A 23,518-nucleotide genomic window follows, 5' to 3' on the forward strand; every position below is an offset into this window, starting at 1 on the left:
CAGGGGTATGTCAGCCGCCACTATTCGGCGGCTTCGGCGAGTGTATCGCTCTGCTTGTTGTAGTCATGGACGACGCGGCCATAGGGCAAAGTCAGATCGGCCAGGAAATGATGCGCACCGATCACGCGGCGCACCGGAAAGTCGGCGACCGGCGCATTGACGTGCGGGACCAGATGCAGGCGTCCCGGGCCGAACCATGAGCCCTTCACAGTGATATCAGTCAGGTTGATCGCTACCAGCTGGCACACTTCCGCGCTGCCATCGACGCCAGGGATCAGCTTCAGATTGATCTGGGTCTTGGACAGCGTGGCGTGCGTCGCTTCGCCATTGCCCGCCATGGCGCCGTGCTTGTAGGCCATCGTGCCCATGGCCACCTGCTGCCCGGCATATTCCAGCGTGCCGGTCAGCGTGTCCTTGACCACTTCGAGTTTCGGATGGGCGTATTTCTTCGGGAAGCCCCAGATCTCGCGGCCGGCGGCGATCGGCGGATCGTCGTCCAGATACATCTGCGACACGAAGTTGACGTCCTCGCCCTTGAAGCGCGCGGGGATCACCAGACCGGTCTCGGTATAGCTGCCGAAGCCGGAGCTATCCGGCATCTTGATCCACTCATAATGCACGATCGGCTGCTCGATCGGCTCCAGCGGTTCAGGCAGGCCCATCCGGATCAAATCAGGATCGGTCTCATAAGTGATGACGAGGAATTCGCGATTGATGAAGCGATAGGGACCGGCGGGATAGCTCGGACCCGCCATCGGCATCGACGGCAGACGGAGGATGTCTTCCTGGCGCATCGGAAACTCCTTGAGTGTGAAATCGCTGGGTTGAACTCAGTGCGCGGTCCAGCCGCCATCGACTGGCAGCGTGACGCCGGTGATCGAACGGGCGTGGTCGGTGCAGAGGAAATTGACGACCGAAGACAGTTCTTCAACGGTCACGAAACGTTTGGTGGGCTGAGCGGCCAGCAGCACGTCCGAGATCACCTGCTTCTCAGTGATGCCCCGCGCCTTGGCCTGTTCCGGGATCTGTTTTTCGACCAGCGGTGTCATCACATAGCCGGGGCACACGGCGTTGACGGTGATGCCATGCTCGGCGGCTTCCAGCGCCGCCGTCTTGGTCAGCCCGGCAATGCCATGCTTGGCCGCGACATAGGCCGACTTGAACGGCGAGGCCACCAGCGCATGGGCCGAGGCAATGTTGACGATCCGGCCCCAGGACTTCGCCTTCATGTGGGGAATGGCGAGACGCGTGGTGTGAAACGCGCTCGACAGGTTGATCGCCACGATCGCATCCCACTTTTCGACCGGGAATTCCTCGAGCGGCGCGACATATTGAATGCCGGCATTATTAACCAGGATATCGACACCGCCGAACTCCTGCGCAGCCTGCGCCATCATTGCGGCGATGTCATTGCCGTCGGCCATGTTGGCGCCGCTATAGAGCACCCGGACCTGATGGCTATCAGCGATCTCGCGGCGGATCGCCTCGATCTCATTGGCGTCGCCGAAGCCGTTGAGCACGATATTGACGCCGCTGGCTGCAAGGCCGCGCGCGATGCCGAGGCCGATGCCGCTGGTGGAGCCGGTGATGATGGCGGACTTTCCAGACAACATGCGCGCAGCCCTTCGTAAGCAAACGTTAATAACTGCTCCTTTGCTAGCGATGCTGTTTGACGGCGGTGTGAGGAATTTCCTTCAGCCGCGTGACGCGCTTCATAGACTGATGCGCAGTCATCGAATTTGCTATTTGTCACAACGCCGTCACCGCTCATCTGAATTCTGCCGCCAACATCATGTGATCGTTGAGGAGAACACCCAGATGGATGCGCGGACACCCGATTCAGACGTGACGGCCGAGACCAGCTGGCGCCCCGACCGCTGCGATCGTGTGGCACTGGTGCTGCAGGGCGGCGGCGCGCTCGGCGCCTATCAGGCCGGCGTGTATCAGGCGCTGCATGAGCAAGGCATGGAGCCGGACTGGGTCTGCGGCGTATCGATCGGCGCGATCAATTCGGCGATCATCGCCGGCAATCCGCCGGAAGACCGGTTGGAGAAGCTGCAGATTTTCTGGGACCGCATCACTGCCCGCAAGGTCTGGCACTACACACCGGACGGCGACGTCTATCGCAAGGCCCGCAATCTCGCGAGCTCGTTCATGACCACGACCCTCGGCCAGCCCGGTTTCTTCAAGCCGCATGAGATGAATCCGTGGTTCAGCCCGGCCGGTGCGAAGACGGCGACAAGCTACTACGACACCTCGCCGCTGCGCGACACCCTGCTCGAACTGGTTGACTTCGATCTCATCAACTCGCGCAAGACGCACTTCGCCGTCGGCGCAGTGAACGTCATCACCGGCAACTTCCTGTATTTCGACAACAAGAAGGAAGTCATCGCGCCCGAACACGTGATGGCATCAGGCGCACTGCCGCCAGCTTTGCCGATGGTGAAGATCGGCACCGATCATTTCTGGGATGGCGGCATCGTCTCCAACACGCCGCTGCAGCACCTGCTCGACCAGGAAGACAGGATGAACTCGCTGGTCTTCCAGGTAGATCTGTTCAGCGCCCGCGGCGTGCTGCCACGCGATATTCAGGAGGTTCTGGCCCGGCACAAGGACATCGTCTATTCGTCCCGCACCCGCCACAACACCGACATCTACCGGCGCATGAACAATCTGAAGTCGGAACTCTACAAGGTGCTGCAGCGCATTCCCGACGACCAGCTGAGCGACGAGGAACGCGCGCGGCGCGACAGCCTGTCGGATCTGCCGGAGATCACCATCCTGCAGATGATCTATCAGCAGAAGGCCTATGAGGGCGATTCCAAGGACCACGAGTTCTCGGCGACCTCGATGCGCGAGCACTGGCAGAGCGGCCTCGACGATACCCGCCGCACATTGACGCGTCGCGACTGGCTGGCGCTGCCGGAGCAAGGCAAGGGCATCGTGGTGCACGACGTGCATCGCGAGAGCAGTTCGTAGCACCGTCATTCCGGGGCGGGACCGACGCCGACAGGCGACGGGACCGAGCCCGGAATCTCGATGTGTTTTCACCATATCAAGATTCCGGGTTCGCGCGCGCAAGTGCGCACGCGCCCCGGAATGACAGTGTGGCAAACAAAAAGCCCGCGCAGATGATGCGCAGGCCTTTTCTTTTGGCGGTTTGAAAGAACGAGGCCGCTACGTTTCCGCAGCGGCCTCGTCTGTTCTCAGAACAACTGGCTGAACAGCACGTAGAGCGAGGCCGAGAGCATGATGGCGCAGGGCAGCGTCAGCACCCAGGCCATCAGCAGGTTGCGGATGGTGGCCATCTGCAGGCCCGAACCGTTCGCCGCCATAGTGCCGGCGACGCCGGACGACAGCACGTGGGTGGTCGAGACCGGCAGACCGAACACGTCGGCCGCGCCGATGGTGGCAGCGGCCACGAGTTCGGCCGAAGCACCCTGCGCATAGGTCAGATGCGTCTTGCCGATCTTCTCGCCGACGGTGACGACAATGCGCTTCCAGCCCACCATGGTGCCCAAACCGAGCGCGATCGCCACGGCGATCTTCACCCAATCCGGGATGAACTTGGTCGCGGCATCGAGCGAGCCTTTATAGGCATTGAGGGTCGCGACATCTTCCTTGTTGAGGTCGTTTTCCTTGTCCTTCATCAGGAAGCGGATGGCCTCCGATGCGAGATACATGTCGTTACGGGTGTTGCCGACGGATTCCGCGGGCACCTTGTCGAGTGTGCCGTAGCTGCGGACCTGATCGCCGACCTGCTGCACGAGAACGGCGAGCGACGGATAGGTGCCTTCGCTGATCTTGCGCTGCGACACGTAGGTGGTCACCGCCGGACGAGGATCGCCGATGATGCTGTGGCCCGCACCCTTGGCTGCAATCACCTTGGCGGCCGCGATGGAGTTGATCTGAAACTGGGCGACGCGGGATTCCGGCAATGCACGGTTCAGTGCATAGGCGGTCGGCACGGTGCCGATCAGCACCAGCATGATCAGGCCCATGCCCTTCTGACCGTCATTCGAACCATGCGCGAAGGACACGCCGGTGCAGGTGGCGATCAGAATGCCACGGATCCACAGCGGCGGCGCCTTGTTGCCGTCCGGCGCCGCGTACAAAGCGGGGTTGCGCACGAGGAATTTCAGCACCAACAGAAGAATGGCGGCGCAGGCGAAGCCGAACAGCGGTGACAGCAGCAGCGCGTAGCCGATTTCGGTGGCCTTGCCCCAATCCACGCCCGAGGTACCGTCACGGCCGCGCATCAGCGCGTTGGCGATACCGACGCCGATGATCGAGCCGATCAGCGTGTGCGACGAGGACGCCGGCAGGCCGAGATACCAGGTGCCGAGATTCCAGATGATTGCTGCGATCAGCAGCGCGAACACCATGGCAAAGCCGGCGCCGCTGGAGACCTGCAGGATCAATTCCACCGGCAGCAGCGAAACGATGCCGAAAGCCACCGCGCCCGTGGAGAACAACACGCCGAGGAAGTTGAAGAAACCCGACCACATCACGGCGAATTCCGCCGGCAGCGAGTGGGTGTAGATCACGGTGGCCACCGCATTTGCGGTGTCATGGAAGCCGTTGACGAATTCGAAGCCGAGCGCGATCAGCAGCGCCACGAATAGCAGGAGGTAGGGCAGGTAGCTGGTGACGCGGGTGCCGGTGGCATTGACGTCGACATAGATGCTGTAGGCGACGAACAGGAGGCCGGCGGCCAGGATCCCGAAAAACAGGATCATCGTCAGCGGGTTAAAACCCTTGTCGAGATTGGGCCGCGACGCCGGCTCAACAGCCGCGCCTCCGGAAAGGGATTGATTGGCAGTGAAATCGGTCATGAAACGCCCCCGTTACAGGTTAAGAGGCGTTAATCTCTGCACCACGGATGCGAAACCCGGATGACAGGCGCGACAATTTGTCTGTTACGGGTTGTGACAGTCATGCGTCGCGGACGGGCCGGCATGTGACAGGCGCTCAGATCGCCGAGGCGACCTTTTCGAGTCCGATCATGCGCGCCAGTGCACGGACTTCGCGCTTCTGATCCTCACGCAACTGGAACAGCAACGGCATCGCAGCGGACTTGAGTTGCTGCACCTCGTCGCTGTCGGGATCGATCGGCGGCGCGCCGGCTGAAGGACTGGTCTGCTTGGTCTCGTGGATCCTGCGCGCCACGTTGCGCAGCGCCGCTTCGACGCCGGGCCAGTAGGATTCCTGCGACGCGGTCAGATTGAGCCGGCCCTTGATCGCCGAAATCTGCGCATCGCTGAGCAGCGTATAGGTCTTCTGCACCGGCTTGGCAGCAGCCTTGGGCTTGGCGGTCGGCTGCGGCACCACGATCGGCGCAAGCACCGTCGAACCGGGCGCTTCGATCGGACTGTCGGATGCAAAGGCCTGGCGCAACGGACTTCCGTCAACGCTCGGGACCTGCCGCGGATCAAGTGACGCCATCATGGCGCCGGCGACTGGCAGCTTGTCTTTCTTGCCTTGGGAGTTGGAAACCGGTTCACGCGACACCGCGACCGAATTTTGCGCGACGCTGTCGCCATATGACAGCGACAGCGATGGGATGCTATCGCGACCGAGGATGCTCGCAACGGCCACGCCGGTCAGCAACAGGCAGCCCAGCACAAGAAGGGTCAGCGCACGCGTCAAGCCAGTCTCCGAAATTCAGGACCACCAGAGGTACCTGTCCTCACAAATGGAGATTAATTAAGGCCTAACCATACCGCAACGGTGCGATAATACTCACAGACGCTCAGGCGGCGTTAGCGAGAACATAGGCTTCCTGGATGTCACTGACGATATCGGAGGCTTCCCACAGCGCATCCGGAGCGACCGATTGCATGCTGATGGTCCAGTTTGCGCCTTTTCCGGCGCGGGGCGTGCTGACGATGTCGAACTGCACCTCGCGGCACAGTGGATGACGGCCGAAAGCTGCGGCCACGCGTGCCTTGATCTCCTCGATCGTGGCCGGCGTTTTCGCGAAATAGGCTTCGATATCCATGATGGCCCCTGAATCGGTTGATTCCCGATCGGGGCATTGTTGGTTCCACAGGATTTAACGAATGGTTAATTTTGCTGCAGCGCTGGCAGATTGATACCACCCCTGCCGGGGTGGGCTCAGCCCAGCAGTTGATCGAGCCGGTCCCGGAGCTGATCCTGATGATACGGCTTGGCAAGCCGCGGCAGATCGAGCTGAGCGCCTTCGGGCAAATCCGCATAGCCGGTGGCGAGCAGGACCGGCAGCGACGGCCGCATCTCGCGGGAATGAGCCGCAAGCTCGATGCCCGTCATGCCGGGCATCATGTGATCGGTCATCATCAGATCGAGCGGCTCGTCGCTTTTCAGAATCTCCAGCGCATGCCGCCCCGAATTCGCGGGGATCACGCGATGGCCGAGATCCTCCAGCATCTCCGTCGTCGACATCGCAATGAGGGGATCATCATCGACAAACAGGATCACGGCAGAGCGCGCGGCATGGCGCATGACATTGGCCGTATCGGCCGCCTCCGGCTTCCTGTCGGTGACCGGCAGCACGAGGGTCGCCGTCGTTCCCTTGCCGACGACGCTCGAGAGATCGAGCGTGCCGCCGAGCTGTACAGCCAGACCGTGCACCATGGACAGACCGAGACCAGTCCCCTTGCCGACCGGCTTGGTCGAGAAGAACGGCTCGATCGCCTTCTTCAACGTCTCCGGCGACATGCCGGCGCCGTTGTCGATGATCGACACCTTGAGATAGTCGCCGGGCTTCAGAACCGGGTCGCCCTTGCCGACCCGATGCTTCTTCACTTTGATATCGATGGAGCCGCCGTCCTGCATGGCGTCGCGCGCATTGATCGCGAGATTGAGGATGGCGAGTTCGAGCTGATTGGGATCGATCTGCGCCCGCGGCAGATCGTCGGGAATATCGAGACGCAGCGCGACGCGCGGCCCGAGCGAGCGTTCGAGCAGATCGCTCATGCCGCGGACCAGCGCACCGAGATCGACGGCCACGGCTTTCAGATCCTGCTGCCGCGCGAAGGCCAGCAGTCGCTGCGTCAGCGAGGCGCCGCGCTCGGCGCCCTGCATCGCGCCATCGACCAGTCGTTTCAGGCGCGGATCATCCGGCATGCGCTTGCGCAGCAGATCGAGATTACCCATCACCGCCATCAGCAGATTGTTGAAGTCATGCGCGACGCCGCCGGTGAGCTGGCCGATGGTCTCCATCTTCTGCGCCTGACGCAGTTGGTCCTGCGCCTTCTCGCGCGCCGCGACTTCCTTCATCAGGTCATTGCTGCGTTCCCCGACGCGCTGTTCGAGCGTCGCCGTGAGCTCGGCAAGCGCGGACCGCTCCGCCGTCAACTGCTCCAGCAAGTTGTCACGATCGATATCGGCAGACTTTCGCGCCGTAATATCGACGGAGACTCCGACCAGCGTTTTCGGCTTGCCGTCAGGCCCACGGACCATGCGCGCACGCGTCTCGACCCAATGCACCGAGCCGTCCGGCCAGATATTACGGTATTCAACATTGTAATCCGCGCCGGCCATCAGCGTCGCATCGAGCGCCTGCTGGCGTTGCTCGCGATCATCGGGATGAACCGCGGCCTGCAACTCGCTGAACGTGAATGACTGATCCGGCCGGCGGCCGAAGCATGCCTTGGTCGTGTCCGAGACCTCAAGCCGCAGTTCGGGCAGATGCAATTCGAGCGTCCCGAGCCGTCCCGCATCGAGCGCCGTCTGCAGCAGCCCCTGACTGTCGCCAAGATCTTCGAGAATGGCACGCGTCTGATATTGACGCCGGCGCGCGCGGACGGCCGAACCGACGATCGAAATCAGGGTTGTCGGGTGAAACGGGCGCTCGATGAACGTCACATTGCCGAGTAACTGTCCGAGACGCGCCGCATCCGGATTGCGCTCGGGGCCGCCACCCTGACGCGTCAGCAGCACGATCGGGAAATCGGACCACGACGGCTGATCATGCAGCCAGTTGCCGAGGCCGCGCAAATCGACAGTCTTGATCGCCTCGTCGGCGATCACGGCGACACCTGCGCCGCCCCTGATCTCCTCGAGCAGCGACAGGAAGTCCTCGCAGGGCTGCGCGTAAAAACCGGCCTCGCGGATCAATGCGGCAGCCACTGCAGAATCACGCCCTGTGGGAGCGAGGATGACAGCGCGCTCGGAGGAACGCCCCGGTTTCACGCCGAGGATCCCTCGAGCAGAGAGCTTTGACCACTATAGATGGGTACGCCGCGCAACACGCCCTGGAATTCGCTGAGCGGCGCACCAATTGTCAGCCCTCGCCCGCCGATCCGGTACTCGCGAATGGTGTCCTCATGCGCGCTGGTTCGTTTCTTGATCACTGAAATGGCGCGACGAACGCTGCCCCGAGCTTCGAAATAGCGAAGAAGAATGACGGTATCGGCGAGATACGTCACGTCTACCGGCGCCTTCATGTCGCCGACGAGCCCGTGCTGTGCCACCGTCATGAAGGTCGCTGCACCCCTGCGGTTGAGATATTGCAGCAGCTCATGCATGTGCAGGATCAGCGAGTTCTCTTCCGGCATCGAGGCCTGATAGCCGTTGAGACTATCGATCACGACGGTCTTGATGTTGTGCTCGTCGATCTGACGACGGACGCGATGCGCAAATTCACCCGGCGACAATTCGGCAGCATCGACCTGTTCGACGAACAGATGACCGCTCGCCTGCATGGCGGCAAGATCGATTCCGATCCCCTTCATGCGATCGAACAGCAGTCCAAGCTCCTCGTCGAAGACAAACATCGCGGCCTTCTCGCCGCGCTTCACCGCTGCGACCACATTGACGATCGCGGTCAGCGATTTGCCCGTGCCCGCCGGCCCCAGGATCAATGTACTCGAGCCTGTTTCGATCCCCCCGCCCAGCAACTGGTCGAGTTGCGCGATGCCGCTCGACTTGGTCGTGCGATCCATGCTGTTGCGGAATTCGGATGCGACCAGCCGAGGAAAGACGTTGAGGCCGCCCGTGGTGATGGTGGCATCGTGGTAGCCGCCGCGAAACTTGACACCGCGATACTTGATCACCCGCGCACGCCGACGCTCTGCGCCATAGGAGGGCGCCAGTTCTTCGAGCCGCAGCACGCCATGCGCGACGCTGTGTACTGTCTTGTCGGCTACTTCCGCCGTGAGGTCGTCGAGCAACATCACCGTCGTGCCGAATTTTGCGAAGTAATGCTTGATAGCCAGTATCTGGCGGCGATAACGCAGCGAACTCTGCGCCAGCAACCGGATCTCAGACAGGCTGTCCAAGACGACCCTGCTCGGCTGGGTGCGTTCCACCGCCTCGAATATCTGCTTGGTGGTTTCGCCGAGCTCGAGATCGGACGAATAGAGCAGGCTCTGCTGCTGATCCTCATCAAGCAGGCTTTCCGGCGGCAGGAGTTCGAAGACTTCAATGCTTTTGTCGAGAGTCCAGCCATGGGACGCTGCGCCATCGCGCAACTCGCTATTCGTCTCGGAAAGCGTGATGTAGAGACCCTTCTCTCCGACCCGCGCGCCCTCCAGCAAGAACTGCAACGCGACCGTGGTCTTGCCTGTCCCCGGCGCGCCTTCGACAAGAAAAATGTGACCTCGGGAGAATCCGCCGGAGAGGATATTATCCAATCCCCAGATGCCGGTCCTGGCTTTGTCGTCCTGCACGTGCGTCGAACTCATACTGCCCCCTGACGCGCGATAACCGGGGCAATATCAATCGGTTCCCTGTCCTGGACAAAAATTCTAGAAAGCGCGCGGTCGTCAACGTTTCTCAATGACCAGGCTCTGCACTGCCCGGCCGAAATAACCATTGATATCGGCGAGCTTCGACGCAGCGAGACCGGCGCCATTCGGCCCGATCCAGCTCTCCCCGTCCAGCAGGATCCAGTCGCCCACCGGCGGGCGTGACAGGCTCACGGTGAGGTCGGCATTCAGGAAGGTCCAGTCATCGAAACTCAGCACTGGTGAGGAGCCGTTGCTGAAGTCGGCCGCGATGACAGCACGCATCACCTGCGAGAGGCCGGCGCCTTCGACGATCGGCCGGTTGGCCCGGTACCAGATCGCGCCCGGCCCCAGCGACAGGAAGCCGCCACGCACAGCGCGAATGGTCATGCCCGTGACGAAGGGACTGCTGGCATAGCGCGGCTCCAGCAATCCGCCCTGATCCGGCGGCGGCACCGTGACCGGCGGATCAGTGACCTCTGGCGGCAGCGGCTGTGCCTCCGCCCTGATCTTCAGCACTGTCGCACGCACCACGACTGTGCCGTTCGCCATCAGTCGGACGCCAACGAGCTGAATCTTGCGGCCTTCCCGCAGCACTTCCGTCTCGAAAGTGAGCGGCGCCACCGGCACCGGCCGCAACAAGTCGATGGTGACACGCGTCACATGCATCGGGCTTGCGGTGGGCATCTGTTCGGCAAGCCACGTCACCAGCGCCGACGGTGCGGAGCCATGCTGCATGGTCTCGTTCCATGGACCCGCAGCATGCGGGCTGGTGACGACATGGTTGCCGTCCACGCGATAGATGGCGTCCATCAGATCGGCCTTCTCAATGCAGGATCAGAGCGGCGGATCGATCGCTTCGTCGTATTCCTTCTTGAAGCGCGCCACGAGCTCGGCCACTGGCACGACCTTCGACACGCTGCCGATGCCCTGGCCGCTGCCCCAGATTTCCTTCCAGGCCTTCGGCTTGGCCCGCTCGCCGCTGGCGTCGGTGCCAAAATTCATCTTGGTCGGATCGGACTCCGGCAGATTGTCCGGATCCATGCCGGCGGCGACGATGGACGGCTTCAGGTAGTTGCCGTGAACGCCGGTGAAGAGATTCGAATAGACGATGTCTTCTGAGCCGGAGGCCGCGATCATGTCCTTGTAGCCCGGCACCGCATTGGCTTCGGTGGTGGCGATGAAGGCCGAACCGATATAGGCGAAGTCGGCACCGAGGATACGCGCGGCGCGAATGGCGCGACCGTTGGCGATGGCGCCCGACAACGCGATCGGACCGTCGAACCACTGCCGGGTCTCGGCGACGAACGCCAGCGGCGAAATCTCGCCGGCATGACCGCCGGCGCCTGCCGCAACGAGGATCAGGCCGTCAGCACCCTTCTCGATCGCCTTGTGCGCGAAACGTTGATTGATGACGTCATGAAACACGATGCCGCCCCAGGCATGGGCCGCCTGATTGAGTTCTTCACGCGCGCCAAGCGAGGTGATCATCATCGGCACCTTATGCTTTTCGCAAAGCGCCATGTCCTGCTCGAGCCGGTTGTTGGACTTGTGCACGATCTGGTTGACCGCGAAGGGCGCGGAGAGCCGATCCGGATGCGCCTTGTCATGCGCGGCGAGTTCTTCCTTGATCCGGTGCAGCCATTCGTCGAGCAGCGCCGCCGGACGTGCATTCAGCGCGGGAAACGCGCCGACGATTCCAGCCTTGCACTGCGCGATGACGAGATCTGGCACCGAAATGATGAATAGCGGCGAACCGATCACGGGCAGCGACAGGCGGTTCTTGAATAAAGCCGGCATCGACATGGAAAATTCCTCGACTTCTTTTCTTGATTTGTGCGCGATCGGGCGCGCCTGCCCCCGGTCGATCCGGGTGCGGGCGGACGATGCCAGAAGCGTGGGGCGGATGGCAATTGCGCTGCGGGAGAAAAAAGCCGGACCCCGAGCGGCGTTCGCCCGGTACGCGGAATAATGGGGCACCACATTATCCAGGTGGCGCCCCATTATCGGGATGACTGATCGATTGTCGGCAAGCGCCCAATCAAGCGGGTTCTGACATCGTCACACGGTTCTTGACGCTGGGACGCTCGTTCATCCTTGCGTACCAGGCGTGGAGAGCCTCGTACTCCGCAGGCACCTCGAGCTTCACGAGACCGGCGAAGATCAAACCGCCAATTACCGTGATATCGGCCATCGAGAAAAACTCGCCGGCAATGAACGGCTGCTTTTTCAGCACCCCGTTAAAGTACGCCATGCCCCTGAGCGCCTTGTCGCGCTGGCGAAATCCCCACTCGGCATTCTGATAAATCTCGACATGGGGTCCGAGCCCCGGTGTCGCGTGATGGAAATAGACACTAATGGCGTCGAGCAGCTCCAGCTCGGCACGCTTGCTCATCATGTGAATCAAGCCCGTCTCGCGCGGCGTGCCGCCGGTGAGTGTGGGGGAGCCGTCAAGTCCGTCGAGATATTCGGTAATGGCCGTGCACTCCGCAATGAAAGTGCCGTCGTCGAGTTCGAGCACCGGCAGCGTGCCTGAGTAGTTCTTGGCGAGAAACGCCGGCTTCTTGTGCTCGCCTTTCGTGAGATCGACCGACACAAAATTGATGCGCGATCGAAGCTTCTTCTCGGCCACCGCGATCCGGACGCGCGCCGGGTAAGGCCCTGTGCTCCAGTCGTGAATCGTCATCATCGGGAGCTTTGTCGCGTTGCCATTGGAGATCTGAGTATTCATCAATTCATCCTACCTATCAGTTGGTAGGTCGATTTACTTCTTTGATTTGCCGGCGTCAACGCCTATCTATCACTTGGTAGGCCGCAAGCACGGGGTTGTGAGACCGGGATATGAGTTCGAATTCCAGAGAAGCCATCCTGGCGGCCGCGAAACTGACCGCGCAGGCCCATGGCTATAGCGGCCTGAATTTCCGCGATCTCGCGGCAGAGGTCGGCATCAAGGCTGCGAGCATCTACCATCACTTCCCGAGCAAGGCCGATCTCGGCGCCGCCGTCGCCAGGCGCTATTGGGAGGACTCGGCCGCCTATCTCGAGACGCTGCTGGCCGAGTCCACCGATCCGGCCGCGTGCCTGCGCCAATATCCCGGCACGTTCCGCAAGGCACTGGAGAGCGGCAACCGCATGTGCCTGTGCAGCTTCATGGCCGCCGAATATGACGACCTGCCGGAGCCAGTGAAGAAAGAGATCCGGACCTTCACCGATATCAATGTGGCATGGCTGAGCAAGGTTCTCGTCGCTGTAACCGCGCTGAGCCCTGAGAAGAGCGAACCTCGTGCGCGCGCCATCTTCGCCGCCATCACCGGCGCCCAGTTGATGGCAAGAAGCCGCGCGGATGTCTCGCTCTATGACGCGCTCATCGAGAGCTATCGCGCAGCGAGTCTGTTGCCGGCATAGACCTACTGGCAGAGCGCCTGGGTGACATAATTTTCCGTCTTGCAGTCACCCGGCTCCGGCGCGCGGCCGGGGATCATGGCCCTGGGCGAGCAGCTTTGCGCTGCGTCGGTGTCGAGGCTCTTGCCGTCCTTGAATCCCTTGCTCTGACACAGTTTGTCTGAGGCCGCCTTGCAGTCGGGTGCGCCGTTGGCAGCGACCGGACAGACTACCCGTCCCTTCACCACCGTGTTGAGCTTGGTCAGGCTGTCGGTGCCGAGCGACGGCATCGCGGGCAGCGATGGCAGCAGCGAGGTGGAATTCTTGAACAGCTTGCCGATTTCGTTGAACAGGCCGGGATTTTCGGGCGCGGGCGGCGGTGACGGCGGTGGCGCCTGTTCAGCCATAGGAGCCGGCGCGAAAGCCGCAGCAGGCGGGGGTGCGGCCGAGGGAGCCGGGACAACCTGAATCGTGATCGACTTCTGCGGCGCAGGCTGCTGCTGCATCGCCTGCGACCAGGCGCACATCGTAGCTGCGCCCACGGTCAGCACCGCGATCGCAGCGACGACGCAGTTGCGGGTTACCGGAGCCAACAGGCGGGTCAAATCGAACATGATGCGGAACGTATCCCGGCACCTGCGCCGGGGGAAGCATCCAGATCTAGAACAGCCGGAATGCGATGATGAAGCCGAGCACCAGAACGCCCACGCCCAGCCCCACCCACAGACCCAGACGCTTCTCGATGGTCTCGCGAATCCACACGCCATACCGATTGAGCAGGATGGCGACGACATAGAAGCGCACGCCGCGGGCAACCACCGACAGCGCGATGAACATCCAGATATTATAGTTGGCGAAGCCTGACGTGATGGTGACAAGCTTGTAGGGGATCGGCGTCAGCCCCTTCAGCAGGATGATCCATGCGCCATATTCGGCATAGCCGGCGCGGAATGCCTCGACCTTGTCGCCGTAGCCATAGAAATGAATGACCCATTGGCCGACGGAGTCATACAGCACCGCGCCGATGAGATATCCCACCACGCCGCCGAGCACTGAGGTAATGGTGCAAATGCCGGCATAGAGCCAGGCCTTCTGTGGCCGGGCCAGCGCCATCGGAATCAGCATCACATCCGGCGGCACCGGAAAGAACGAACTTTCCGCGAAGGACACGATGCCCAAAATCCAGAGGGCATAGGGCTTGTGGGCGGCGTCGATACACCAGTCATACATTCGTCTGAGCATGGTTCGCGATGAACCATCCTGACGCCGATTTGTCTATGGCTGGGCTGACACGCGCGAGACGAAAAGCTTAACTCAACTTGCGAAGGCGACGACCTTCGAGCGCGACAATTGGCCGCCGCGCAGCGCTTTGCTCGATGGATTTGGGCCGTTTCGGCGGTTTCGGGAGCTTTTCGGCGATACCGAGCATGTCTTCACGCCGGCTCATCTCGGCCCAGACCTGCTCAGGACGCACGCCCGCGGCCGCCCACAATACAGTCAAATTGTAGAGAAGATCGGCGCTTTCGCGGATCACGGCGTCCGGTTTGCGGTTGACCGCATCGATGACGACCTCGATGGCCTCTTCGGCGAGCTTCTTCGCCATCTTTTCCGGCCCCTGCTGATAAAGCCGGGCCGTTCGCGAGACCGACGGATCGAGATCCTTGGCCGCGATCACCGCCTGATAAAGCCGGTCGAGCGAATCACTCATGCAACTACACTATCTCAAAGCTGTAGCCAGCGCGTTAACGGCTGGCATTCAAGTGTCTGCAACGACGTCAAAACGCCGGCCGCAAGCGCGACCGGCGTTTGATAGTTAAGTGACAGTTGCATGACGGAATAAGTTGTGACCGATCGCGAACTACCAGGTCATACGACGCGAGTTGTCATAACCATGTCCGCCGCCGTAGCCGCGATACGGTACGCCACCGTAATAGGCAGGACCGCCATCATAATAGGCTGGACCACCGCCGTAGTAGCCGTAGCCCGGGCCATTATCGTAGTAATAGTCGCGACGGCTCTGCGTGGCAGCGATTGCGCCAATGGTACCGACGATGGCGCCAAAGGCCGCAAGGCCGGCAGCATTGCCGCCACCGCGATAGTGGCGACGGCGCGCGCTGCTGAAATCGGTCGCATCGCTGGTGCCGTGCGTGGCCGCGGCCTGGCTCGTGCTCTTGGCCACAGGCGCCGCGATTGCTCCGGTCGGCGCAATTGCCGAGATGGTCATGGCCGCAACACTCGCCAAGATGGCGGCGCGGCCAGTCTTATTAAACAATCCATTTCGTACGAACATCTCAATGTCCTCCATGGTCGTCTGGCCCTTTGGGCCTCTGTATAGCCAACCACTTCGGCCACTATGGGTTCCCCAACCCCAACGGCAGCTGAACGATCGGTGTCCAAATCGGGGCAGTCATCTCCCGTTCAGCCTTTTACGGTTAGAAACGACGCGCAAGATGTCGCACCATACCGCCATCAATCAGACATGGCCGGCGGGGTAACTGCCGGTCCGTCAGTCGTTAAGTATCTTGATGCCCAGAAACGCGACCAACATTTCCCGGCGGCATGTCCTCCTCTCGCTGAGTGCGCTGGGCTCCGTCGCTTTTTGCGCATCATCGGGACAGGCCGCCGCTGACGACAAGACGCCTGACGACAAAACACCGACCAATATGCAGTTTGCGCTCGACCGCGCGGTCGATGCGATTGCCGCCCCCTTCGTGCTGGCCGATGCCCGCGGCCTGTACCGGGCCGAGAACCTGAATGTAACCACCACCGTCGCCGCAGGATCGAAGGAGACCATCGCGCGGGTCGCCTCCGGTGCCTGCGACATGGCGCTGGCCGATCTCAATGCTTTGATCCGCTATCGCGGCGATTCCGATGCCGCAACGGTGAAGGCCGTCTTCGTACTGCTCAATGTAGCACCCTACGCCATCGTCGCCCGCAAGAGCCGCGGCGTGATCTCGCTCGGCAGCCTTGAGGGAAAAGTGCTTGGGGTCGCTGACCGCGATCTCGCGATCCGGCTATGGCCGGCGCTGGCCAAGCGAAACAACATCAAGCTTGCAGCCGTGAAGCTGGAGAAGATCAGCGCCGCGGTGCGCGAACCGATGCTCTCGGCCGGTCAGGTCGATGCGGTCACCGGCTTCTCCTATCTCTCGGCGGTCAACCTGCGCGACCGCGGCGTCCCCGCCGATGACCTCGCGGTGTTTCGTTTCGCCGAGTTCGGGTCCGCCGCCTATGGCCTCGCGCTGATCGTCAATCCGAAATTCGCTGCCGCCAGACCCGAGGCCGTGAAAGCATTCATTCGTGCCGTCACCGCCGGGACGCAGTTGGCGATCCAGGACCCGGCCAAGGCGATCACCGACGTCATGACCCAGATGGAGAATAGTTCGCGCGAGCTCGAACTGACGCGGCTCCACATTGCCATTACCGACAATATCCTGACCCACGACGTCCGCCGCGACGGGCTGGGTGGCATCGACGCCGCACGCTTTGAGGCGTCGCTCAACGAGATCGCCGAAGATTTTACCTTCAAGAAGCGGCCCTCGGCCGCGGACATCTTCGACGACAGCTTCCTGCCGGGCTCGGTCGGCCGCAAGATGAACTGAACGCGACAGTCAGTAGCCCGCATGAGCGTAGCGACATGCGGGGCAAATAGCGTCGTTCCCGGATATCGCTACGCTCATCCGGGCTACAGATGCTGAAGACATTCAACTGAACAACTTTTCCCGAAGCTGTATTCGGCTGCCATCCCCGCCTAGACTATGCGCAATCGGTTATCCCGTTCGCGCTGCGCTGAGTGACCTCCCATGATCCGTCTTTACACCCGTGTGCTGGAGCTGCTCGGCAAGGAGAGGCGCCTTGGCTGGATCCTTGCGGGCGCCAATCTGCTGCTGGCCGGCGCACAATTCGCCGAACCGGTGCTGTTCGGCCGGATCATCGACGTGCTTTCCGGCAATCTCTCGACGGCCGCGATGCAGACGGACAGCGCATCGCCCTGGCCGCTGCTGGCGGCCTGGGTCGCGTTCGGCCTGTTCACCATCGTCTGCGGCGCGGTGGTGGCACTTCATGCGGATCGCCTCGCGCATCGCCAGCGCCAGACAGTGCTGACCGATTACTTCGAACACATCATGCAATTGCCGCTGACCTTCCACACCGGTACGCATTCAGGGCGCCTGATGAAAGTGATGCTGGCCGGCACCGATGCCCTGTGGCGCGTCTGGCTCGGCTTCTTCCGCGAGCACTTCGCCTCCATCGTCTCGCTGTTCGTCCTGCTGCCACTGTCGATCTATCTCAACTGGCGGCTGGCGATCCTGCTCGTGATCCTGTGCGTGGTGTTCACGGTGCTGACTACAATGGTCGTGCGCAAGACATCGGGCATGCAGAGCGACGTCGAGGAACATTACGGCGACCTCTCCGCCCGCGCCTCCGATGCACTCGGCAATGTCGCGCTGGTGCAGAGCTTCACGCGCATCGATGCCGAAGTGCAGGGCCTGCGCGGCGTCTCCAGCCAGTTGCTCGAAAAGCAGATGCCGGTGCTGTCGTGGTGGGCATTGGTCTCGGTGATGACGCGCGCCTCCACCACCATCACCGTGCTGGCCATCTTCACCGTCGGCATCGCGCTGCATCAGCAGGGTCTCACCACCGTGGGCGAGATCGTGATGTTCGTCTCCTTTGCGACGATGCTGATTCAGAAGCTCGAACAGGTCGTCTCCTTCATCAACACCATCTTCATGGAAGCGCCGCGGCTACGCGATTTCATGAACGTCCTCGATGCCGTGCCTGCCGTGCGCGACCGCATCGACGCCATGGATCCCGGCCGGCTGCAAGGCATGGTCGAGTTCAACGACGTGTCGTTCTCCTATGACGGCAAGCGGCCGGCCATCGCGGATCTGTCCTTCACAACTCTGCCCGGCCAGACCATCGCTTTGGTCGGCGCCACCGGCGCCGGCAAATCCACGGCCATCGCACTGCTGCACCGGGCCTTCGATCCGCAATCCGGCATCATCTCGATCGATGGCATGGATATCCGTGCACTCACACTGTCGGGCCTGCGCCGGAACATCGGCGTCGTGTTCCAGGAGGCGCTGCTGTTCAATCGCTCCATCGCCGACAATCTGCGCGTCGGCAAACCGGACGCGACGGATGAAGAGTTGCGCCTTGCCGCCGCGCGCGCCCAGGCGCTCGATTTCATCGAGCGCAGCGATAACGGTTTCAATACCAATGCCGGCGAACGTGGCCGCATGCTGTCCGGCGGCGAGCGGCAACGGCTGTCGATCGCCCGTGCACTGCTGAAGGATCCACCGATCCTGATCCTCGACGAGGCCACCAGCGCGCTCGATGCCGTGACCGAAGCCAAACTCAACGTCGCTCTCGATGAAGTGATGAAGGGCCGCACCACCTTCGTGATCGCGCACCGGCTGTCCACCATCCGCAACGCCACGCGTATCCTCGTATTTGAGAACGGCCGCGTGATCGAAGCGGGAACTTTCGATGAACTCGTGATGCAGGGCGGCTATTTTGCCAGTCTGGCCGCCGCCCAGTTCATGGTTCAGGAGAACGCACGTGCCAGCATGGCTCTGCCCGATGCTGCCGAACCCCTTTGATGTCTCTGGAGAACCGGTCGAAATTTGGCCCCTTTCATCACCGATTTAACCGGCTCGCCACTGTTCTGATGCCCTCGGCCGGTATAGGTTTGCAGCCGTCACCGCGTGACGGCAGACCGACATGAGAGCCCCGAACCTCAAATCCAAGAATTGCTGCGCGCGGTGCTGGAGCACTGCAGGCGGGCCGCAAAGGACCGGAATCGGATAGTGCAATTTCACTTCGCATCGCGCCGCCTGCTATCACTCAACTGGTTCATTCTCGCCGCGGCACTTGCGCTCGGCGTGACCGCACCGCGCACGGCCAGCGCTGAAGCGCTTCTGCTCGTCGAAGCCGATACCGGCAAGGTCCTGCAAGCCGAGAACGCGACCTATCCGTGGCACCCCGCCTCCGTCACCAAGCTGATGACGACCTATGTCACGCTGCAGGCGGTGAAACAGGGACGCATCAGCCTCGACACGGTGGTGACAGTGTCGCCGATCGCCTCCGCACAGTCGCCATCGAAGATGGGCTTCAAGGCCGGCACGCAGGTTACCATCGATAACGCGCTGAAGATGATGATGGTGAAGTCGGCCAACGACATGGCCGTCGTGCTCGCCGAAGGCGTCGGCGGCTCCGTCGATGGATTTTCCACGATGATGAATGCCACGGCTCAGAAGCTGGGCATGACGCAGACCCACTATGTCAATCCGAACGGCCTGCCTGCCGACGAACAGGTGACCTCGGCCCGCGACCTCGCGATCCTTGCGCGTGCGATCATTCGCGACCTGCCGGAATACGAATATTTCGTCCATATTCCCGCGATCAAATTCGGCCGCCGCATCACGCCGAACTTCAACAAGCTGATCGGCCGCTATCCCGGCGCCGACGGCATGAAGACCGGTTTCATCTGCGCCTCCGGCTACAATCTCGTCGCCACCGCCACCCGTGGCAACAAGCGGCTGATCGCGGTGGTGCTCGGCGCCTCGTCCGGCCAGGCGCGCGCCGTCAAGGCAGCGCAGCTGCTGGAGCGCGGCTTTAACACCGGCACTGGCGGCCTGACCTGGCTGCAGCCGGCGCTCGGCACCGTGGATGCCCTCGCACCGATCGACGCCGCGCCGCCCAACCTGCGCGACGAGATGTGCGGACCGAAACGCAAGCGCCCGGCCAGCGACGCCGATGATGAAGTCGTCGCCAGCAACGAAGCCAGCAGCCAGGCCATGTCGTTCTTCACCGCTGGCCTGCAGCCGCCAACACTGCGCCCGGTCGATATGATCGCCGCAGCCGCCGCACCGGTCGAGCCGGTGATCGTTTATATTGGGCCGAAGAAGACCGGTGCCGACCTGATCGCCGCCAATGCGGTGGAAGAAGCCCGGCAGACGCCGAAGCCCAAGGCCAAGAAGGGCACGAAGACCGCGGCCAAAAAGCCGGACGTGGCAGCCGACACCAAGGACGCCAAACCCGCAGCGGCCGCCGAAGCGAAGCCAGCCGCCAAGCCTGCGGCCAAACCCGCCGCCTCCAAACAGGCAGCAGTCAGGCCCGATGCAGCCGCGCCAAAGCCTGCGGCGGCAGCCACGCCCACAACAGCCAAACCCGCGGCAGCCAAACCTGCAGCCGGCAAGCCTGCCACGGCAGCCACCGCCGCTCCGGCCACAACGCCGGCCAAGCCGAAGGCAGCGGCCAAACCCGCACCGAAGGCTACCACCGGCGAAGCCAAGCCGGCTGCGGCAGCTCCGCGCACCTAGACCTTCGTCGACAATGCCCAACGATCATCGTTAACGCAGCCGTTTCCGGCCGCGTCATGTTGCGCCGCGCCTTGCTATCAAGGACAGCTTTGCTCAATACTTCGACGAAATAATCAAATCGAGGGGGAAGTGTCATGGAGCGTATCTGGCTCAAACAATATCCGGCAGGCGTGCCAGCCGACATTGACGTCAATCTGTATCCGTCGCTGGTCGATCTGCTCGAAGAGAGCTTTGCCAAATTCCGCGATCGCAAAGCCTTCATCTGCATGGACAAGTCGATCACCTATCGTGAGCTCGACGAAATGTCCGTGGCGCTCGGCGCCTATCTGCAGAACAAGGGCCTCGCCAAGGGTGCCCGCGTCGCGCTGATGATGCCGAACGTGCTGCAATATCCGATCGCCACCTCCGCGGTGCTGCGCGCCGGCTATGCCGTGGTCAACGTCAATCCGCTCTACACGCCGCGCGAGCTTGAGCATCAGCTCAAGGATTCCGGTGCCGAAGCCATCATCGTGCTGGAGAACTTCGCCTCCACGGTGCAGCAGGTGATCGCCAAAACCAATGTAAAACACGTCATCCTTGGCAGCATGGGCGACATGCTCGGCTTCAAGGGGGTGATCGTCAATCTCGTGGTCCGCCGCGTGAAGAAGATGGTGCCGGCTTACGAATTGCCGGGCGCAGTCTGGTTCAATGATGCGGTCTCTGCCGGGCGCAGCATGAAGATGAACAAGCCGGTGCTCGGACCCGACGACGTCGCCTTCCTGCAATATACCGGCGGCACCACCGGCGTTTCCAAGGGCGCGACGCTGCGCCATCGCAACATCCTGGCCAATGTGCTGCAGAACGATGCCTGGCTGCAGCCGGCACTGCGCAAGCCGCCGCATGTGGACCAGCTGTTCATCGTCTGCGCGCTGCCGCTGTATCATATCTTCGCACTGACGGCCTGCTTCCTGCTTGCCGTGCGCGCGGGCGGCGTCAACCTCCTGATCCCGAACCCGCGCGATATGCCGGGCTTCGTGAAGGAGCTGATGAAGTATCAGGTCAACAGCTTCCCGGCCGTCAACACGCTCTATAATGGCCTGCTGAATACGCCCGGTTTCGACCAGGTGGATTTCTCCAAGCTGAAGATTTCCAACGGCGGCGGCATGGCGGTGCAGAAGGCCGTGGCCGAACGGTGGCTAAAGACCACCGGCTGCTTCGTTGCCGAAGGCTACGGACTCTCGGAAACCTCGCCGACGCTGACCTGCAACCCGGCCGATGTCGATCAGTTCAACGGCTCCATCGGCGTGCCGGTGCCATCGACCTGGATTTCGATCCGCGACGACGACGGCAACGAAGTCCCGCTCGGCGAGCCCGGCGAGATTTGCGCCAAGGGTCCGCAGATCATGTCGGGCTACTGGAACCGGCCGGACGAGACCGCCAAGGTGATGACCGCGGACGGTTTCTTCCGCACCGGCGATATCGGCATCATGAGCCCCGACGGTTTCACCAAGATCGTGGATCGCAAGAAGGACATGGTGCTGGTCTCGGGCTTCAACGTCTATCCGAACGAGGTCGAGGACGTCATCGCCAGCCATCCCGGCGTGCTGGAATGCGCCGTGATCGGCGTGCCCGATCCGAAGACCACCGAGGCGGTGAAGGCCTTCGTCGTCAAGAAGGACCCGAACGTCACCGCCGAGGACATCATCAAGTTCTGCGGCACCCAGCTCACCAATTACAAGGTGCCGAAACAGATCGAATTCCGCACCGCCCTGCCGAAGACCAATGTCGGCAAGATCCTGCGCCGCGAACTCCGCGACGAGAAGAAGCAGGCCTCAGCGGCCTGACACACTGCTATAGGGTGGGCCCGCTTTCGCATGGCCCACCCTATGGATTTCAGCATGACTGCAACGACTCCCGCCGACATCATCGCCTTCTGGACAGACGCCGGCTGGGACCGCTGGTACGCCAAGAACGACGATTTCGATGCCGAGATCACCCGCCGCTTTCGCGCGCTGTGGGATGAGGCCGTCACCGGCGGCCTTGCATCCTGGGAAGCAAGTGACGAGGGCACGCTCGCGCTGATCCTCCTACTCGACCAGTTTCCCCGCAACATGTTCCGCAACGACCCGCGTGCTTTTTCCAGCGATCGCCTCGCTTGCGACCTCACGATCAGGGCCGTCGCGCGCGGCGTCGATCAGCGCGTCGACCAGCAGATGCAGCAGTTCGTCTATATGCCGCTGATGCATTCGGAAGACCTCGTCGATCAGGAGCGCTGCTGCGCGCTGTTTCGCGCCACCGGCGAGACCGACAATCTGAAATTCGCCGACGAGCACGCTGACATCATCCGGCGCTTCGGCCGTTTCCCCCACCGTAACCGGGTGCTGGGGCGCAGCACGACTGCGGAGGAACAGGCGTTTCTGGATGCCGGCGGCTTCGGCGGCTGACGTCATTATGACGCGCGCAGCAGGCCAAGTTTTGCGCAGCGCCCAATATTGCTCGCGTCATGCAGCCGGTCTAAACACACTCACCCTTACTTTCAGGAGAGATCGACGATGACCATTCAAGTTGGCGACAAGCTGCCCGAGTCCAAGCTCCGTGTCATGACCTCCGAAGGTCCGGCCGTGAAGACCACCGACGACGTCTTCAAGGGCAAGAAAGTGGCGCTGTTCGCAGTGCCCGGCGCCTATACCGGCACCTGCCACAAGATGCATCTGCCGAGCATCTTCCTCAACGCCTATGCCATCAAGGACAAGGGCGTCGACACCATCGCGATCATCTCCGTCAACGATGTGTTCGTGATGAACGCCTGGAAGAAAGACACCGACCTGCGCGACGAAGCGGTGTTCCTCGCCGACGGCAATGCCGACTTCACCAAGGCGATCGGCATGGAGCTCGACGCATCGGGCAACGGCCTCGGCATCCGCTCGCATCGTTATTCGATGCTGGTGGAAGACGGCAAGGTGACCAAGCTCAACCTCGAGCCGGCACCGGGCAAGGTCGAAGTCTCCGGCGGCGACACGCTGCTGGGTCAGCTGTGAGCTGATCTTGTTTCCCCTCCCCCCTTGCGGAGGAGGGTGCCTGAACGAAGCGAAGGCGGGAGAGGGGTAGCCACAAAGTACCGCGCTTGCA

At 62.1% G+C, this 23,518-nt stretch carries 22 protein-coding genes; 8 read left to right on the plus strand and 14 right to left on the minus strand.

Annotated features, from left to right (window positions below; all coding sequences use genetic code 11):
- Positions 1-20: 20 nt before the first annotated feature.
- Positions 21-794, minus strand: coding sequence for an acetoacetate decarboxylase (locus A4A58_RS01900; RefSeq protein ID WP_068729277.1), 774 nt, complete (start codon positions 792-794; stop codon positions 21-23).
- A gap of 36 nt (positions 795-830) precedes the next feature.
- Positions 831-1,613, minus strand: coding sequence for a 3-hydroxybutyrate dehydrogenase (locus tag A4A58_RS01905; protein ID WP_068729279.1), 783 nt, complete (start codon positions 1,611-1,613; stop codon positions 831-833).
- Positions 1,614-1,818: 205 nt separating this feature from the next.
- Between A4A58_RS01905 and A4A58_RS01910 the strand changes: the two genes are divergently transcribed.
- The gene (locus tag A4A58_RS01910; RefSeq protein WP_081421722.1) at positions 1,819-2,979 is read left to right on the plus strand and encodes a patatin-like phospholipase family protein; all 1,161 of its coding nucleotides are present in this window, start codon (positions 1,819-1,821) and stop codon (positions 2,977-2,979) included.
- A 227-nt stretch (positions 2,980-3,206) separates the two neighbouring features.
- On the opposite strand, the gene A4A58_RS01915 is transcribed toward A4A58_RS01910, so the two are convergent.
- From A4A58_RS01915 to A4A58_RS01950, 8 genes are all read right to left on the minus strand, one after another.
- Positions 3,207-4,835 carry an inorganic phosphate transporter gene (locus A4A58_RS01915; RefSeq protein ID WP_068729281.1) on the minus strand — a complete coding sequence of 543 codons (1,629 nt, stop codon included), beginning with the start codon at positions 4,833-4,835 and terminating at the stop codon, positions 3,207-3,209.
- 136 nt (positions 4,836-4,971) lie between these two features.
- The gene (locus A4A58_RS01920) at positions 4,972-5,649 is read right to left on the minus strand and encodes a hypothetical protein (RefSeq protein ID WP_068729283.1); all 678 of its coding nucleotides are present in this window, start codon (positions 5,647-5,649) and stop codon (positions 4,972-4,974) included.
- A 103-nt stretch (positions 5,650-5,752) separates the two neighbouring features.
- Positions 5,753-6,001 carry a hypothetical protein gene (locus A4A58_RS01925; protein WP_068729285.1) on the minus strand — a complete coding sequence of 83 codons (249 nt, stop codon included), beginning with the start codon at positions 5,999-6,001 and terminating at the stop codon, positions 5,753-5,755.
- 116 nt (positions 6,002-6,117) lie between these two features.
- On the minus strand, positions 6,118-8,112 hold the full coding sequence (locus A4A58_RS01930) for a hybrid sensor histidine kinase/response regulator (RefSeq protein WP_244499628.1): 1,995 nt from the start codon (positions 8,110-8,112) through the stop codon (positions 6,118-6,120).
- A gap of 59 nt (positions 8,113-8,171) precedes the next feature.
- A complete protein-coding gene (locus tag A4A58_RS01935; RefSeq protein ID WP_068729289.1) occupies positions 8,172-9,668 on the minus strand; it encodes an ATPase domain-containing protein in 1,497 nt (498 codons plus the stop codon).
- Between the two features lie 81 nt (positions 9,669-9,749).
- Complete coding sequence (locus A4A58_RS01940; protein WP_068729291.1) at positions 9,750-10,523, minus strand: thioesterase family protein; 774 nt, start codon at positions 10,521-10,523, stop codon at positions 9,750-9,752.
- Between the two features lie 24 nt (positions 10,524-10,547).
- Positions 10,548-11,516, minus strand: coding sequence for an NAD(P)H-dependent flavin oxidoreductase (locus tag A4A58_RS01945; protein WP_068729293.1), 969 nt, complete (start codon positions 11,514-11,516; stop codon positions 10,548-10,550).
- Between the two features lie 235 nt (positions 11,517-11,751).
- Complete coding sequence (locus A4A58_RS01950; RefSeq protein WP_068730383.1) at positions 11,752-12,396, minus strand: glutathione S-transferase; 645 nt, start codon at positions 12,394-12,396, stop codon at positions 11,752-11,754.
- 155 nt (positions 12,397-12,551) lie between these two features.
- On the opposite strand from A4A58_RS01950, the gene A4A58_RS01955 reads away from it, so the two are divergent.
- The gene (locus A4A58_RS01955; protein ID WP_068729295.1) at positions 12,552-13,115 is read left to right on the plus strand and encodes a TetR/AcrR family transcriptional regulator; all 564 of its coding nucleotides are present in this window, start codon (positions 12,552-12,554) and stop codon (positions 13,113-13,115) included.
- 2 nt (positions 13,116-13,117) lie between these two features.
- Here the strand turns inward: A4A58_RS01955 and A4A58_RS01960 are convergent, their stop codons facing one another.
- The 4 genes from A4A58_RS01960 to A4A58_RS01975 form a co-directional block, all read right to left on the minus strand.
- Complete coding sequence (locus A4A58_RS01960; protein WP_068729297.1) at positions 13,118-13,705, minus strand: hypothetical protein; 588 nt, start codon at positions 13,703-13,705, stop codon at positions 13,118-13,120.
- Positions 13,706-13,751: 46 nt separating this feature from the next.
- Entirely contained in the window at positions 13,752-14,333 is a 582-nt protein-coding gene (locus tag A4A58_RS01965) for a YqaA family protein (RefSeq protein ID WP_068729299.1), read from the minus strand.
- A 67-nt stretch (positions 14,334-14,400) separates the two neighbouring features.
- Positions 14,401-14,799: a phosphoribosyl-ATP diphosphatase gene (gene hisE / locus A4A58_RS01970; protein ID WP_068729301.1), complete on the minus strand. Its 399-nt coding sequence runs from the start codon at positions 14,797-14,799 to the stop codon at positions 14,401-14,403.
- A gap of 150 nt (positions 14,800-14,949) precedes the next feature.
- A complete protein-coding gene (locus A4A58_RS01975) occupies positions 14,950-15,381 on the minus strand; it encodes a hypothetical protein (RefSeq protein WP_068729303.1) in 432 nt (143 codons plus the stop codon).
- A gap of 235 nt (positions 15,382-15,616) precedes the next feature.
- On the opposite strand from A4A58_RS01975, the gene A4A58_RS01980 reads away from it, so the two are divergent.
- From A4A58_RS01980 to A4A58_RS02005, 6 genes are all read left to right on the plus strand, one after another.
- Entirely contained in the window at positions 15,617-16,690 is a 1,074-nt protein-coding gene (locus A4A58_RS01980) for an ABC transporter substrate-binding protein (RefSeq protein ID WP_068729305.1), read from the plus strand.
- Positions 16,691-16,891: 201 nt separating this feature from the next.
- Complete coding sequence (locus tag A4A58_RS01985; RefSeq protein WP_068729307.1) at positions 16,892-18,688, plus strand: glucan ABC transporter ATP-binding protein/ permease; 1,797 nt, start codon at positions 16,892-16,894, stop codon at positions 18,686-18,688.
- A 207-nt stretch (positions 18,689-18,895) separates the two neighbouring features.
- Positions 18,896-20,410, plus strand: coding sequence for a D-alanyl-D-alanine carboxypeptidase family protein (locus A4A58_RS01990; RefSeq protein ID WP_068729310.1), 1,515 nt, complete (start codon positions 18,896-18,898; stop codon positions 20,408-20,410).
- Between the two features lie 134 nt (positions 20,411-20,544).
- Positions 20,545-22,233: a long-chain fatty acid--CoA ligase gene (locus tag A4A58_RS01995; protein ID WP_068729312.1), complete on the plus strand. Its 1,689-nt coding sequence runs from the start codon at positions 20,545-20,547 to the stop codon at positions 22,231-22,233.
- Positions 22,234-22,287: 54 nt separating this feature from the next.
- A complete protein-coding gene (locus A4A58_RS02000; protein WP_068730384.1) occupies positions 22,288-22,833 on the plus strand; it encodes a DUF924 family protein in 546 nt (181 codons plus the stop codon).
- A 108-nt stretch (positions 22,834-22,941) separates the two neighbouring features.
- A complete protein-coding gene (locus tag A4A58_RS02005; protein ID WP_068729314.1) occupies positions 22,942-23,427 on the plus strand; it encodes a peroxiredoxin in 486 nt (161 codons plus the stop codon).
- Positions 23,428-23,518 lie beyond the last annotated feature (91 nt).

It is taken from the genome of Tardiphaga robiniae, assembly GCF_001618955.1.
Classification (GTDB): Bacteria; Pseudomonadota; Alphaproteobacteria; order Rhizobiales; family Xanthobacteraceae; genus Tardiphaga; species Tardiphaga robiniae_A.

Coding starts and splice junctions, on each gene's coding strand:
- A4A58_RS01940 (WP_068729291.1), bottom strand. CDS start 10,523: ATGGACGCCATCTATCGCGTGGACGGCAACCATGTCGTCACCAGCCCG.
- A4A58_RS01950 (WP_068730383.1), bottom strand. CDS start 12,396: ATGACGATTCACGACTGGAGCACAGGGCCTTACCCGGCGCGCGTCCGG.
- A4A58_RS02000 (WP_068730384.1), top strand. CDS start 22,288: ATGACTGCAACGACTCCCGCCGACATCATCGCCTTCTGGACAGACGCC.
- A4A58_RS01995 (WP_068729312.1), top strand. CDS start 20,545: ATGGAGCGTATCTGGCTCAAACAATATCCGGCAGGCGTGCCAGCCGAC.
- A4A58_RS01925 (WP_068729285.1), bottom strand. CDS start 6,001: ATGGATATCGAAGCCTATTTCGCGAAAACGCCGGCCACGATCGAGGAG.
- A4A58_RS01915 (WP_068729281.1), bottom strand. CDS start 4,835: ATGACCGATTTCACTGCCAATCAATCCCTTTCCGGAGGCGCGGCTGTT.
- A4A58_RS01910 (WP_081421722.1), top strand. CDS start 1,819: ATGGATGCGCGGACACCCGATTCAGACGTGACGGCCGAGACCAGCTGG.
- A4A58_RS01985 (WP_068729307.1), top strand. CDS start 16,892: ATGATCCGTCTTTACACCCGTGTGCTGGAGCTGCTCGGCAAGGAGAGG.
- A4A58_RS01975 (WP_068729303.1), bottom strand. CDS start 15,381: ATGTTCGTACGAAATGGATTGTTTAATAAGACTGGCCGCGCCGCCATC.
- A4A58_RS01900 (WP_068729277.1), bottom strand. CDS start 794: ATGCGCCAGGAAGACATCCTCCGTCTGCCGTCGATGCCGATGGCGGGT.
- A4A58_RS01945 (WP_068729293.1), bottom strand. CDS start 11,516: ATGTCGATGCCGGCTTTATTCAAGAACCGCCTGTCGCTGCCCGTGATC.
- A4A58_RS01955 (WP_068729295.1), top strand. CDS start 12,552: ATGAGTTCGAATTCCAGAGAAGCCATCCTGGCGGCCGCGAAACTGACC.
- A4A58_RS01935 (WP_068729289.1), bottom strand. CDS start 9,668: ATGAGTTCGACGCACGTGCAGGACGACAAAGCCAGGACCGGCATCTGG.
- A4A58_RS01960 (WP_068729297.1), bottom strand. CDS start 13,705: ATGTTCGATTTGACCCGCCTGTTGGCTCCGGTAACCCGCAACTGCGTC.
- A4A58_RS01905 (WP_068729279.1), bottom strand. CDS start 1,613: ATGTTGTCTGGAAAGTCCGCCATCATCACCGGCTCCACCAGCGGCATC.
- A4A58_RS01965 (WP_068729299.1), bottom strand. CDS start 14,333: ATGCTCAGACGAATGTATGACTGGTGTATCGACGCCGCCCACAAGCCC.
- A4A58_RS01980 (WP_068729305.1), top strand. CDS start 15,617: ATGCCCAGAAACGCGACCAACATTTCCCGGCGGCATGTCCTCCTCTCG.
- hisE (WP_068729301.1), bottom strand. CDS start 14,799: ATGAGTGATTCGCTCGACCGGCTTTATCAGGCGGTGATCGCGGCCAAG.
- A4A58_RS02005 (WP_068729314.1), top strand. CDS start 22,942: ATGACCATTCAAGTTGGCGACAAGCTGCCCGAGTCCAAGCTCCGTGTC.